This window comes from Roseovarius salincola, assembly GCF_026891095.1.
Classification (GTDB): Bacteria; Pseudomonadota; Alphaproteobacteria; order Rhodobacterales; family Rhodobacteraceae; genus Roseovarius; species Roseovarius salincola.
Window position 1 is genome coordinate 129,911 of record NZ_JAPTNL010000007.1, and the last position, 12,986, is coordinate 142,896.

At 65.9% G+C, this 12,986-nt stretch carries 11 protein-coding genes and 1 other RNA gene; 6 read left to right on the forward strand and 6 right to left on the reverse strand.

What is annotated here, in order from left to right:
• Positions 1-8 precede the first annotated feature (8 nt).
• From N5A93_RS10040 to N5A93_RS10050, 3 genes are all read right to left on the reverse strand, one after another.
• A complete protein-coding gene (locus N5A93_RS10040) occupies positions 9-1,103 on the reverse strand; it encodes a microcin C ABC transporter permease YejB (protein WP_268954954.1) in 1,095 nt (364 codons plus the stop codon).
• A 47-nt stretch (positions 1,104-1,150) separates the two neighbouring features.
• Complete coding sequence (locus tag N5A93_RS10045) at positions 1,151-3,085, reverse strand: extracellular solute-binding protein (protein ID WP_268954955.1); 1,935 nt, start codon at positions 3,083-3,085, stop codon at positions 1,151-1,153.
• Positions 3,086-3,265: 180 nt separating this feature from the next.
• Complete coding sequence (locus N5A93_RS10050; RefSeq protein ID WP_268954956.1) at positions 3,266-4,285, reverse strand: c-type cytochrome; 1,020 nt, start codon at positions 4,283-4,285, stop codon at positions 3,266-3,268.
• Positions 4,286-4,406: 121 nt separating this feature from the next.
• Here N5A93_RS10050 and N5A93_RS10055 point away from each other — a divergent pair, with 121 nt between their 5' ends.
• Positions 4,407-5,240: a prephenate dehydratase gene (locus N5A93_RS10055; RefSeq protein WP_268954957.1), complete on the forward strand. Its 834-nt coding sequence runs from the start codon at positions 4,407-4,409 to the stop codon at positions 5,238-5,240.
• A gap of 11 nt (positions 5,241-5,251) precedes the next feature.
• On the opposite strand, the gene N5A93_RS10060 is transcribed toward N5A93_RS10055, so the two are convergent.
• Together N5A93_RS10060 and nudC are read right to left on the reverse strand one after the other, a co-directional pair.
• On the reverse strand, positions 5,252-5,719 hold the full coding sequence (locus N5A93_RS10060; RefSeq protein WP_268954958.1) for an SRPBCC family protein: 468 nt from the start codon (positions 5,717-5,719) through the stop codon (positions 5,252-5,254).
• Positions 5,720-5,768: 49 nt separating this feature from the next.
• Entirely contained in the window at positions 5,769-6,752 is a 984-nt protein-coding gene (nudC, locus tag N5A93_RS10065; protein WP_268954959.1) for an NAD(+) diphosphatase, read from the reverse strand.
• Between the two features lie 242 nt (positions 6,753-6,994).
• Here nudC and N5A93_RS10070 point away from each other — a divergent pair, with 242 nt between their 5' ends.
• Both N5A93_RS10070 and ffs read left to right on the forward strand, forming a co-directional pair.
• Positions 6,995-8,920, forward strand: coding sequence for a bifunctional 2',3'-cyclic-nucleotide 2'-phosphodiesterase/3'-nucleotidase (locus N5A93_RS10070; RefSeq protein WP_268954960.1), 1,926 nt, complete (start codon positions 6,995-6,997; stop codon positions 8,918-8,920).
• A gap of 47 nt (positions 8,921-8,967) precedes the next feature.
• Positions 8,968-9,066, forward strand: an RNA gene (gene ffs, locus N5A93_RS10075) — signal recognition particle sRNA small type.
• A 194-nt stretch (positions 9,067-9,260) separates the two neighbouring features.
• On the opposite strand, the gene N5A93_RS10080 is transcribed toward ffs, so the two are convergent.
• Positions 9,261-9,764, reverse strand: a complete 504-nt coding sequence (locus N5A93_RS10080; protein ID WP_268954961.1) for a protein-tyrosine phosphatase family protein — start codon at positions 9,762-9,764, stop codon at positions 9,261-9,263.
• Between the two features lie 242 nt (positions 9,765-10,006).
• Here N5A93_RS10080 and N5A93_RS10085 point away from each other — a divergent pair, with 242 nt between their 5' ends.
• The 3 genes from N5A93_RS10085 to recR all read left to right on the forward strand — a co-directional run bounded on the left by N5A93_RS10085 (position 10,007) and on the right by recR (position 12,958).
• The gene (locus tag N5A93_RS10085) at positions 10,007-11,818 is read left to right on the forward strand and encodes a DNA polymerase III subunit gamma/tau (RefSeq protein WP_268954962.1); all 1,812 of its coding nucleotides are present in this window, start codon (positions 10,007-10,009) and stop codon (positions 11,816-11,818) included.
• A gap of 119 nt (positions 11,819-11,937) precedes the next feature.
• Positions 11,938-12,282, forward strand: a complete 345-nt coding sequence (locus N5A93_RS10090) for a YbaB/EbfC family nucleoid-associated protein (RefSeq protein WP_268954963.1) — start codon at positions 11,938-11,940, stop codon at positions 12,280-12,282.
• Positions 12,283-12,364: 82 nt separating this feature from the next.
• Positions 12,365-12,958 (forward strand): recombination mediator RecR, encoded by a 594-nt coding sequence (gene recR / locus N5A93_RS10095; RefSeq protein ID WP_268954964.1) that lies wholly within the window; start codon positions 12,365-12,367, stop codon positions 12,956-12,958.
• The last annotated feature ends 28 nt before the right edge of the window (positions 12,959-12,986 follow it).

Below are 12,986 nucleotides of genomic sequence, written 5' to 3' on the forward strand. Positions count from 1 at the left end.
CGCATCGCTCAGCCCTCCCGCTTCTCGAAATCGATGCGCGGATCGACCAGCACATACATGAGATCGCTCATGATATTCACCACCAGTCCGATCAGCCCGAACAGGAACAGCGTGCCGAACATCACCGGGTAATCGCGCCCCACCGCCGCCTCGAAACCAAGCCGCCCCAGCCCGTCGAGCGAAAAGATCGTCTCGATCAGGACCGAACCGCCGAAGAACACCCCGATGAACACCGTCGGAAACCCCGCGATCACGATCAGCATGGCATTGCGGAACACATGCCCGTAAAGCACCCGCTTCTCGCTCAGCCCCTTGGCGCGGGCGGTCATCACGTATTGCTTCTTGATCTCGTCCAGAAAGCTGTTCTTGGTCAGCAGCGTCAGCGTCGCAAAGGCCGAAATGGTCGAGGCCGCGACCGGCAGCGCGATATGCCAGAAATAATCCGCGATCTTGCCCGCAAGGCTCAGCTGCTCCCAATTGTCCGACGTGAGCCCGCGCAGCGGGAAGATCTGCCAGTAACTCCCCCCCGCGAACAGCACCAGAAGCATGATCGCGAACAGGAATGCCGGGATCGCATAGGCCACGATGATGACCCCGCTGGTCCATGTGTCGAACGGCCCGCCGTCATGGACCGCCTTGCGGATGCCCAGCGGGATCGAAATCAGATAGGCGATCAGCGTCGACCACAGGCCCAGGCTGATACTGACCGGCATCTTCTCCAGCACCAGGTCGGTCACCTCGATCTTGCGGAAATAGCTCTCTCCGAAATCGAAGCGCATGTAGTTCCACATCATGTTGAGGAACCGCTCCAGCGGCGGCTTGTCCAGGCCGAACTGGCGCTCCAGATCCGCGATCAGTTCGGGCGGCAGGCCGCGCGCACCGATATAGTCGGAATTGCCGCCGCCCTGGGCGTTCATGTCGCTGCCCGCATCGCTGCCCGCGCCCGAAAAGCTTTCGAACACGTCGCCCTGGCCCTGCATGTTGGCGATCACCTGCTCGACGGGTCCGCCCGGCACGAACTGCACCAGCGCGAAATTGATCACCATGATCCCCAGCAAGGTGGGCAGGATCAGCAAGAGCCTGCGCAGGATATAGGCGCCCATTCAGACGCCCCTTCCCGTGCTTGTCATGATCACCGCCCCGGCCCTCGTCACAGCGCGCCCGCCTCCTCGAGCGCCTTGGCCTTGTCTTCGTTGTACCACCAGAAATCCAAGACCCCCAGCGCATAGGGCGGCAGAGCGTCGGGATGCTCGTACATGTCCCAATAGGCCACCCAGTTGCTGTCATTGTACCAGACCGGCACCATGAAGAATTCGTGCCGCAGCGCCCGGTCCAGCGCGGTCAGCGCGGTGTCTTCCTCCTCGCGGGTGTCGGCATCGAGCGCGGCATTGATGATCGCATCCACCATCGGGCTGGCCAGCCCGGCGGGGTTGAACAGGCTGAACGCCGCATCCTCGCTGCCGAACCGCTGCATCAGGCCCGTGCCCGCGCCGAGGAAACTGGTGTAACTGTCAAAGACCAGATCGTAATCACGATCCCGGCTGCGCATCGTGAACTGCGACGGGTCCACCTTTTCCTGGCGCGCATCTATCCCCATCAGCTTGAGATTGCTCACGAAACTCTCCACCACCGCGCTCAGCGTCGCCGAACCCGATGACGGGATCGGGAAATCGAGGCTCAGCAGCTCGCCCTGCGCATTGCGCCGCTTGCCGTCTTCGCCCACGCTCCAGCCCGCCTCGTCCAACAGCTTCATCGCCCGGCGCAGATTGCGCCGGTCATTCAGCCGGCTGCCGTTCGATTCATGCGCGCGCCGCGCCGGTTCGCTCAGCATCGCCTCGGGCACCACGTCGCCCAGCGATTTCAGCAGTTCCAGTTCCGCGCCCTCGGGCACGCCCTCGGCCTCCAGCGGCGTATCCTGCACAAAGGAATGGCGCTGGCTGAACAGCCCGTATTGCAGCGATTCGTTGGTCCATTCGAAATTATAGGCCAGCGCCACCGCCTCGCGCACGCGCATGTCCTTCAGGGGCGCGCGCGCCAGGTTGAACACGATACCGTTGGGCGTGGGGGGCGTGCCGTCGGGCAGCTCCTCCAGCCGGACCCAGCCGCGGTCCACCGCCCGGAAATCATATCCCGTCGCCCAGCTCTTGGAATTGGTCTCGGCGCGGAACGTGTATTCACCCGCCTTGAAGGCCTCGAAAGCGGCGCTGTCATCGGCGAAATACTCGATCCGGATACGGTCGAAATTATGCCGCCCCCGGTTGATCGGCAAATCCTTGCCCCAATAATCGGGATCGCGCTCATAAACGATGCGCCGGTTCACGTCGTAGCTGGCCACCTGGTAGGGGCCGGACCCCGGCGCCGCCTCCAGGCGCGGCTCGTCAAGGCGCGCCCCGTTCTCTTCATACCAGGCTTTCGGGAAAACCGGCGTGCTGCCCACCTGGTCGATCAGCGACCGGCGCGAGATATCCTCGGCAAAGGTGAACTTGACGCGGTGATCGTCCAGCGCCTCGGCCCCGGTGATCCGCCGGCTGACCGCCTGCGCATAAGACGGCAACCCCTGCTCCAGGAACAGGTTGTGCGAGAACACCACGTCATGCGCGGTGACCGGCGTGCCATCGGCAAACCGCGCCTCGGGGCGCATGTTGAAGATGACCCAGGTCTTGCCCTCGTCATATTCAAGGCTTTCCGCCAGCAAACCGTACATTTCGCCGTAAACATCCGCCGGGGCGGGGCCGCCGCTGGCGGGCATCTCGCCCAGCAGGCTTTCATAGACCATCCATGAATATCTGCCGGCCCGGCCCTTGCGCGAATAGGGATTCATCGAATCGAACGTCCCCGGCGCATAAAGCGAGATTTCCCCGCCCTTGGGCGCATCGGGATTGACGTAGTCGAAATGCTCGTAATCCGCCGGATAGGTCAGATCGCCGTAATAGGAATACCCGTGCGAGCGGATCACATGATCCTCGGCCCGTGCCATGTGGGCGCTGAGCGCCGCGATCGTCAGCCCCATCAGGGCCAGAATCGCCTTGCGCGGGGCGCTCAGGGGCATCACGCGGGCCTTGGCCCGGCTGCGCTGTCCGGTCATGCCGATCTCCTTGTCAGCCGCAATAAGGGCGGCGCACCGGCCGCATGGCGCAGGCTAATGGACGCGCCCGCCCATGTTCAAGCGCCGATGCGATGCCGAGCGGCTTTTCACACTCACAAATACGTAAGGCCGCCCACCGGAACCCCGGCAGACGGCCTTTGACTTGCGCTTGGCGCGGATTTACTCGGATTCGGCCTGCATATAGGCGATGAGCGCCGCGCGATCCTCTTCTTTTTTCAGGCCCGCATAGGACATCTTGTTGCCCGGCAGGTATTCCTTGGGGTTCTCCAGCCATGCATCGAGCTCGTCCACCGTCCAGGTGCCGCTCATACCTTCCATCGCCTTGGAATAGCGAAAGCCCTCGACATTGGCCATCTCGCGGCCGACGATCCCGTAGAGATGGGGACCCACGCCGTTCTTGCCCTCTTCCAGCTTGTGGCAGGCCTGGCAGCGGCGCCATGCGCTCGCGCCGTCCTCGGGATCGGCGGCAGCGACCATCGCGGCGAATTCCGACCCTTCACCACCGGCTTCGGCTTCCTCGGCGGGGGCGTCCTCGGCTGCGGCTTCCTCGGCGGGCGCCTCCTCGGTCGCGGCGTCCTCTGCGGGTGCTTCCTCGGCGGGTGCTTCTGCCGCGGCCTCTTCGGTCGCGCCACCCTCGGCGGCGGCGACCTCGGTCATCTCGCCATCGGTCATGTCCAGATAGGCGATCACATTCACCCGGTCCTCGGATTTGCCCAGGCCGGCAAAGCTCATCGACGTGCCGGGCGCAAAGCGCTGGGGATTCTCGAGGAAGTGATAAAGATTCTCGGGCGTCCAGACTTCGGCGACCTCTTCAAGCGCGCCCGAATATCCGAAACCCTCTGCCGCATCCACGGCGCGTCCGACGATGGCATGCAGGTAGGGGCCAGTGCTGTTCACACCTTCCTCAAGCTTGTGGCACGCCTTGCACTTGTTGAACACACGCTCGCCCTTGTCGGGATCGGCAGCGGCGTAACGCTCGGCAAAGCTCGGGCCTTCCTCGGCCTCGGCCTCGCCACCCTCGTCATCGCCGGTCTCGATCACGTAACCGGCCTGATGGTCGTCGCCATGGCCGCCGCCGGTGTGATAGATCAGCTCGGACGCCCAGCCGCCCAGCATGAAGATCAGAAGCGAACCGCACAGGGCGCCAACGATCTTGGTGAATGTCATCGTATCGAACATGAGCCCGTTTCCCGTTAGTATCCGTCGCGCGGTATCTATCCGCTTCCCCTTGTCCGGCGCAAGGTGTAGTTTGCGCGACCAAACGCCCGACCTTCGGGCATTCTGACAGGAAAAGCCACCCATGACCAAGCGCATTGCCTTCCAGGGCGAGCCCGGCGCCTATTCGCATCAGGCCTGCCACGAAACCTATCCCCACCTGGAAGCAATGCCCTGCCGCACCTTCGAGGACGCCATCGACGCGGTGCGCGAAGGCCATGCCGAACTGGCCATGCTCCCGGTCGAGAACTCGACCTTCGGGCGCGTCGCCGATATCCACCACCTCTTGCCCGAATCCGGCCTGCACATCATCGCCGAAGCCTTCGTGCGTGTGCATATCAACCTTCTGGCCCTGCCCGGCACGCGCCTTGACTCGGTGAAACGCGCCATGAGCCACACCATGCTGCTGGGCCAGTGCCGCGACTTCCTGACCCGGCACGACATCCGCCGCGTGACCGGCGCCGACACCGCCGGGTCGGCCCGCCATGTCGCCGAGCTCGAGGAACCCGACCTCGCCGCGCTGGCCAGCGAACTGGCCGGCGAAATCTACGGGCTCGACGTGCTGGCGCGCCATATCGAGGACGAGGGCAACAACACCACCCGGTTCCTGGTGATGGCGCGCGAACCCGACATGACGCGCCGGGGCGATGACGGGATGATGACCTCTTTCGTCTTCGAGGTGCGCAACATCCCGGCGGCGCTCTACAAGGCGATGGGCGGCTTTGCCACCAATGGCGTGAACATGACCAAGCTGGAAAGCTACATGGTCGACGGCTCCTTCACGGCAACGCGGTTCTATGCAGATATCGAAGGCCACCCCGACGATCCGGGCGTGCGCCGCGCGCTTGACGAGCTGGATTACTTCACCTCGCAGATCAACATGCTGGGCGTTTATCCCGCCGATCCGAGGCGCCACTGACGCCGCTGGCGTCAGGCGATCCGCTTGTGGCGCTCTTCCATGTCGAGGGCGTATTCGCTTACCCGCTTGCGCAGCCGCCGTGTCAGGGTCTTGCGCGCCAGCTTCATCGACTGCACCATCAGCCGCCCCGACAGGGTCTTGGGCTCCATGGCGATGGCAATGCTCATGCGCGTGCGGCTGCGCGACAGGGCGACCAGGTCCACAACCATGTCGCCGCCGATCGTCGGCGCGCGCGAGGCGATGACCAGCCCGTTGGGCGGATCGAGCTGCTTCACCTCGATCTGGATCTTGCGCTGCTTGCCGCGCAACTTGAAGCTCACGTCCCACGCCAGCCCCGGCGCCAGCGCGGTCGGGCTTTCGACGCTGACCACCTCGGCCCCGCGCCGCAACGCCTTTCGCTCAAATCCGGGAAAATCGGTGATCTGCTCATAAACGAACGCGATCGGTGCCTCGATATCCTCTTGGGCGCTCATCTTCATTGCGGGGACCCTTTGCCTGCACTGGTTACGTCAGGCGCGCATTCTTCCCTCAATCCAGCGTATCCGCAAGCCAGTTGCGCAAGAGGAAATGCGCAATCGCCCCCTTACGCGCCGGGGAAAGGAACGGATGCTCGCCCGCAAAGGCCTGCATGATATCCTCGCGACTCAACCACAGGGCGTCATCGATCTCGACCGGGTCGATGGTGATCTCATCGCTCATCGCCACCCCCCGGCACCCGATCATCAACGAGGCCGGAAACGCCCAGGGCTGGCTGGCCAGATAGCCGACCCCGCCCACCGTGATGCCGGTCTCCTCCAAGACCTCTCGGCGCACCGCCGCCTCGATCGTCTCGCCCGGCTCGACGAACCCCGCCAGCAATGAATACATCCCCTCGGGCCAGCCGGGCGAGCGCCCCATCAACACCCGGTTGCCGCGCGTGATCAGCATGATCACCACCGGGTCGGTGCGCGGGAAATGCTGCCCGCCACAGGCACCGCAGATCCGCGTCCAGCCGGATTTCTCCATGCGGCTCTCCTCGCCGCATCGCGCGCAGAACCGATGCGTCGCATGCCAGCCCAGGATCGCCTTGCCGGTCGCCGCCAGCTCCGCGTCGCGCGGGCCTAACCACGTCATCACCCGGCGCAACTCGGCAAAGACAAGCCCCTCGGGCAGGTCGGGATGGCGCTGCTCGGTGGGGTCCAGGAACTGCCCCAGCGCGCCATCGTCCAGCCCCTCGGGCACCCAGCCGGAGATATCGTGGATGAACACCAGCCGCCCGTCATCGCGCCCCAGCAGAACCGGCGGCGCGACGCAATGCCTCAGAACCGGGTGGTCCATCCCCAACCGCACAAGCCGCGCGCCGCCCGGATCGTCCTTCGCCAGACCGGCAAGCAACGGCTTGCCGCGCCAGCTCAGCAGCGTCTCGGCCTGACCGGCCGCGATCCAGTCGTCGAGTGTCGCGGCATCCCCGCGCAGCTCGGCCGCCCGGTCCAGCCCCGAGCCCCCGAAAGTCACCGTCTCGGCATGTTTCATCGCGCCTCTCCTTCACGCCAGCAGGTGCCACGTCCGACGCGCCGCGGCAAGGCTCTGCTATCAGCGCCGCAATCCGGGCGACACTCCGGGCCGAAATCGGACATACTCGCGTTAAAGTTGTTTTCATTACTTCCAAAGCAGTGCATAGTGCCGACGTTAACCAGTTGTTTGTCCCTGCGGCACCCTGCCGCGGTCCCTTGCGAGTTTCACCATGTACCCGATCCCAAAGCGACGAACATCACGTGACCGAACCGCGCGAATACCGGGGCCTGGCTGACGCCCGCTCCGGCGCTCTTTTGCATCTGCGGCTGCTGGAGACGACCGACCTTCACGGTCACGTCATGCCGTTCGATTATCATTCCGGCCAGGATGACAGACCGTTGGGTCTGGCGCGTCTGGCCACGCTTATCCGCCAGGCCCGCCGCGAATCCCCCAACTGCCTGCTTTTCGACAATGGCGATTTCCTTCAGGGCACGCCGCTCAGCGACATGGCCGGCCAGCCCGACGGCTGGACCGGCCCGCATCCGGTGATCGCGGCGATGAACGCACTGGATTACGACGCCGTGGGGCTGGGCAATCACGAATTCAACTTCGGCCTGCCCGCGCTTGGCCGCGCGCTGGAATCGGCGCGCTTCCCCATCACCTGCGCCAATGTCCACGCGCTTGGCGACACGTCGCTGCCCTTCGCGCGCCCCCTGATCCTTGAACGCCGTCTCACCGACACCGCCGGTCAGGCGCATGACCTGCGGATCGGCGTGATCGGGCTGGTGCCGCCGCAGATCTCCATCTGGGACCGCCACCACCTGCGAGGGCGCCTGCACAGCGCAGGCATCACGGAAACCGCCCGCCGCCTGGTGCCCGGCCTGCGCGCCGCCGGGGCCGATCTGGTGATCGCCCTGGCCCATAGCGGGATCGACGACAGCCCCGACCATCCCGGCCTGGAAAACGCGGCGCTGCCGCTTTCACTGGTGCCGGGCATCGACGCGGTGCTGGCCGGTCACAGCCACCGCCTGTTCCCCGGCCCCGATCACCATGGCCTGCCCGGTGTCAGCGCCGAACACGGCAGCCTGAACGGCATTCCCGCGATCATGGCGGGTTTCGCGGGCTCGCATCTGGGCCTGCTTGACCTCGTGCTGATGCATGATCCCGAGGGCTGGCGCACCATCGACCACCGCGCCACGCTGCGCCCGTTGCAACCCGGCAGCGGCGCGCCGCCCACCCCTGCCGACCCCGCCGTGGTCAAGACCGTGGCGGGCGCGCATCGCGCCACCATGCGGCTGATCAATCGCCCGCTCGGGGCCACCGCGGCACCGCTGCACAGCTACCTTGCCCTGGTGCGCGACGATCCCGCCCTGCGCCTTGTCAACGCCGCCCAGACCAGCGCGCTGGCCCATGCCGTCACAGGCACGCCCGACAGCGCCCTGCCGATCCTTTCGGCGACCGCCCCATTCCGGACCGGCGGGCGCGCGGGGCCGCATCACTTCACCGACATTCCCGCCGGTCCCGTGCGGCTGCGCAACGTGGCCGATCTCTATGCCTTTCCAAATACGCTGGTGGGCGCGCGCATCACCGGGTCGGACCTCCTGGATTGGCTCGAGCGCAGCGCAAGCTGCTTTCACCGGTTCCTGCCGGGGGTCGCCGATCAACCGCTCACCGATCCGCTCTCGCCGGGGCACGCCTTCGACGTGATCGCGGGCGTCACCTATCGCATCGACCTCTCGCAACCGCCGCGCTATGGCCCGGACGGTGCGCGCAGCGACACGGATTCGCACCGCGTACGAGACCTGCGCCACCAGGGTCGCCCTGTCGCTTGTGACGACAGGTTCCTGATCGCCACCAGCGAATACCGCGCCGCGGGTGGCGGGCCTTACCGGGCGCTGCCCGAGGACGACATCGTCCATCGTTCCATCACCCCGGTGCGCGACCTGCTGGCACGCCACATCCGCGACGGCCCCGCTTCCGCTCGCGCCCCCGCGCCCGCGACGCCCGGCTGGGCCTTCTGTCCGATGTCGCCGGGCACCAGCGCCATCGTCAAGACCGGCCCCGGACTGCGCGACCACCCGGACGACATCGCGGCCCTCGATGCCACCGATCTTGGCGATACACCGCGCGGCTTTCTCAGGCTGCGCGTTCCCCTTGGGCCGCACAGCCCCGCCACCCGCGCCTGAGATGCCTGCCCCCTTGCGAATCCGCGTCAGGACGCCTAGGTAGGCCCTGAGAGGTTGGCGCGGGCAGGCACCTCGCCAACCCGGTCAGGTCCGGAAGGAAGCAGCCGTAACGAGCCACGCTTGGGTCGTTGTCCAACCTCTCACCTTATCCCCCCCTCACTCCGTCATGCCCTTCGCGCCCGCATCGCGGCGCGATTGTTCCGTACGGTTCGGGCGGGCATTTCGTACAAAACGCAACGCGCGCCCTGTTCATCCGGGGCTGTGCAGTGCGCGATACCGACGCGAAACCGATGTGATACCGGCGCGATGCAGATCGCCGTTTTGCTTGTTTACCAATATCTTAGGGCCGATTCGGCCCCTTTGCGGCCCGAAACGCCCATTCCTTCTGCTCCACCGTTTCGACCGCGCATGGCCGGATCGCCCGCAACCGCGCCATCGCCGCCTCCGGCGCCTCTCCGGCCTCGATCATCAGCCGCAGCGCCGCCATCCCCGAGCGCCCGCAACCGCCCACGCAATGCACCAGCACCCGCCCCTGCCCCTGCAACGCTGCCAGGGCCGCATTGCTGGCCGCATGCCAGGCCTCGGCGGCCTCGGGGCCGGGGATGTCCATGTCAGCCACCGGCACATGCGCCCAGCGCGTGCCCATGTCCTGAACGTCGCCGCCCAGACTGCCCGCCCCATGCCCGGCCAGTTCCGGCTGCGTGACCATCGAGATCACCAGCGCCGGCCTCCAGTCGCGCAGATGCGCAAGGTCCTCGCTGTAATGCCCACCACGTCCCGGCATCGGCGCAATCGCCAGTATTCCGTCCGAGACCTTGAGCGCGTAAATTATGAAACCTGTCATCTTTTCAATATATTACAGGCGATCCGCTGCATGAATAATTGCCGCCGCCCGCATCCTTCCCCTTCTCCCTTCGCACCTTGCGCAGGGTGCTTTCCCGGCCAGTGCCTCCCTGATACAGCCTTGCCGCAGCGCGTCGCAAAAGCAAGTTGCGCGCATCATGCCCACGTGCCGCCTTACCGGTGGACGCCCCCCGCCCCCGGCTTTAGGCTGACAAGCGACCTTGCGAATCCCAAAGGCCATACATGACCGACGCTCCCCTTGACGCCGCCGCCCCCGACGCGCCTGCCCGACCCTATCAGGTTCTGGCCCGGAAATACCGGCCCGAGACCTTTGCCGACCTGGTGGGCCAGGACGCGATGGTGCGCACGCTCAAGAACGCGTTTCTTGCCGACCGGATCGCACAGGCCTTCATCATGACCGGCATCCGCGGCACCGGCAAGACCACCACCGCCCGGATCATCGCCAAGGGCATGAACTGCATCGGCACCGACGGCCAGGGCGGCCCCACCACCGATCCATGCGGCCAGTGCGAACACTGCCGCGCTATCATGGAAGGCCGCCATGTGGACGTTCTCGAGATGGACGCCGCCAGCCGCACCGGCGTCGGCGACATCCGTGAAATCATTGATTCCGTTCACTATCGTGCCGCCAGCGCCCGCTACAAGATCTACATCATCGACGAGGTGCACATGCTCTCGACCAGCGCGTTCAACGCGCTGCTCAAGACCCTCGAGGAACCGCCCGAGCATGTGAAATTCATCTTCGCCACCACCGAGATCCGCAAGGTCCCGGTGACCGTTCTCAGCCGCTGCCAGCGCTTCGATCTGCGCCGCATCGAACCCGAGGCGATGATCGCCCTCCTGCGCCGCATCGCCGACGCCGAATCCGCCTCCATCACCGACGACGCCCTCGCGCTCATCACCCGCGCCGCCGAAGGCTCGGCGCGCGATGCCACGTCGCTCCTGGATCAGGCGATATCGCATGGCGCGGGCGAAACCGGCGCAGACCAGGTGCGCGCCATGCTGGGCCTCGCCGATCGCGGCCGGGTGCTCGATCTCTTCGACCTCGTCATGAAAGGCGATCCCGCCGGCGCCCTGACCGAACTCTCCTCCCAGTATGCCGAAGGCGCCGACCCGATGGCGGTGATGCGCGACCTCGCCGAGATCACCCACTGGATCTCGGTCGTCAAGATCACCCCCGAAGCAGCGGAAGATCCCACCATCGGTCCCGATGAACGCGCCCGTGGCCGCGCCATGGCCGAAGCCCTGCCGATGCGGGTGCTCACGCGCATGTGGCAGATGCTCCTCAAGGCGCTCGACGAGGTGGCCGAGGCCCCCAACGCCATGATGGCCGCCGAAATGGCGGTAATCCGCCTCACCCATGTGGCGGACCTGCCCAGCCCCGAAGAACTGGTGCGCAAGCTGCGCGACACGCCCCAGCCCCCCGCGCCTCCGCCTTCAGGCGCTGGCGCCGCGCCGGCATCAGGCACCAGCACCGGCGTCGCCCAAGGCAGCCCGGCCCAAGGCGAAAGCGCCCCCGCGCCCACCCATGGCGGCCCTTCCGGCCCGAGCGCCTCAAGCGGCAATCAGGCGCTTGCGCTCGCCCCCGACCAGGCGCTCGCCCATTACCCCAGCTTCGCGCATGTGGTCGAACTGATACGCGCCAACCGCGACGTGAAACTGCTGGTCGAGGTCGAAGCCCATCTGCGCCTTGCCGCCTACCGCCCCGGCCGGATTGAATTCCAGCCCACCGCCGACGCGCCCGCCGACCTCGGGCAGCGCCTCGGCGCCGCGCTGCAACGCTGGACCGGGACACGCTGGGGCGTGAGTGTGGTCAACGAGGGTGGCGGCGACACCATCGCCGAGACACGCGATGCCGCCGACACCGCGCTGCGTGACGAAGCCGCCGGGCACCCGCTGGTCCAGGCCGTGCTGACCGCGTTTCCCAGGGCGCAGATCACCAACATCCGCACCGAAGAGGACATCGCCGCCGAGGCCGGCGCGGACGCCCTGCCCGAGGTCGAAGAGGAATGGGACCCCTTCGAGGAAGACTGAATCCCACAAGTGGCACATCACGCCTTGCCTGTCGCCGCACGCGACCCGATATGACCGAACGAGACACATCGAACCGACAAGCCGGGCCACAAGACGGCCCGCCCCACAAGGAGACAAGAATGTTCAAAGGATTGGGCCAGATGGGCGACATGGCCAAGATGATGAAGGCCGCCCAGGACATGCAGCAGAAGATGGCCGAACTGCAGGAGGAAATGCACAGCATCATGGTCGAAGGTGAATCCGGCGCCGGGCTGGTCAAGGCCAGCTGCACCGCCAAGGGCGAGCTCAAGGGGCTCGACATCGACCCCTCGATCTTCAATGCCGATGACAAGGAAGTCGTGGAAGACCTGATCCTCGCCGCCATCAAGGACGCACAGGCCAAGGCCAGCGCCCGCGCTCAGGACGAAATGAACAAGGTCACCGAAGGGCTCGGCCTGCCCAAGGACATGAAACTGCCCTTCTGACCCGGCCTTCATCTTGCCCTCAATACTCCGGGGGTGTGGGGGCTGGCCCCCACGCCTGCCGCCAGCCTCAGGCACCTGACCCATGAGCTCCAACCGCGACATCGACGCCCTGATCGAGATGATGGCCCGGCTTCCCGGCCTCGGTCCGCGCTCGGCGCGCCGTGCGGTCCTGCACCTCATCGCCAAGCGCGAGATGCAGCTCATGCCGCTGGCAGACCTGATGCAAACGGTTGCCGCCACAGCCCGGGAATGCCTCAATTGCGGCAATCTGGGCACCACCGATATCTGCGATATCTGCCTTTCTGAGAAACGCGCAAACGGCCAGATCTGCGTGGTCGAGGATGTGGCCGATCTCTGGGCGATGGAACGCGGACATGCCTTCAAAGGGCGCTATCATGTGCTGGGCGGCACCCTGAGCGCGCTTGATCAGGTCGGTCCTGAAGACCTGCGCATCCCGCAACTGGTGAACCGGATAGACGCCGAGGAGATCAGCGAGGTGATCCTTGCCCTCAACGCCACGGTCGACGGCCAGACGACGGCGCATTACATCGCCGATCAGCTCGAAGGGCGGGTGACCCTCAGCTCGCTGGCGCAGGGCGTGCCGATCGGCGGCGAGCTCGATTATCTTGACGACGGCACGATCAGCGCCGCACTGGCGGCTCGCAAACACCTGTGATCCCGCGAAAAACCCGGCCACCCCTGGG

Coding starts and splice junctions, on each gene's coding strand:
- N5A93_RS10080 (WP_268954961.1), bottom strand. CDS start 9,764: ATGACAGGTTTCATAATTTACGCGCTCAAGGTCTCGGACGGAATACTG.
- N5A93_RS10090 (WP_268954963.1), top strand. CDS start 11,938: ATGTTCAAAGGATTGGGCCAGATGGGCGACATGGCCAAGATGATGAAG.
- N5A93_RS10055 (WP_268954957.1), top strand. CDS start 4,407: ATGACCAAGCGCATTGCCTTCCAGGGCGAGCCCGGCGCCTATTCGCAT.
- recR (WP_268954964.1), top strand. CDS start 12,365: ATGAGCTCCAACCGCGACATCGACGCCCTGATCGAGATGATGGCCCGG.
- N5A93_RS10050 (WP_268954956.1), bottom strand. CDS start 4,285: ATGTTCGATACGATGACATTCACCAAGATCGTTGGCGCCCTGTGCGGT.
- N5A93_RS10085 (WP_268954962.1), top strand. CDS start 10,007: ATGACCGACGCTCCCCTTGACGCCGCCGCCCCCGACGCGCCTGCCCGA.
- N5A93_RS10045 (WP_268954955.1), bottom strand. CDS start 3,085: ATGACCGGACAGCGCAGCCGGGCCAAGGCCCGCGTGATGCCCCTGAGC.
- nudC (WP_268954959.1), bottom strand. CDS start 6,752: ATGAAACATGCCGAGACGGTGACTTTCGGGGGCTCGGGGCTGGACCGG.
- N5A93_RS10060 (WP_268954958.1), bottom strand. CDS start 5,719: ATGAAGATGAGCGCCCAAGAGGATATCGAGGCACCGATCGCGTTCGTT.
- N5A93_RS10040 (WP_268954954.1), bottom strand. CDS start 1,103: ATGGGCGCCTATATCCTGCGCAGGCTCTTGCTGATCCTGCCCACCTTG.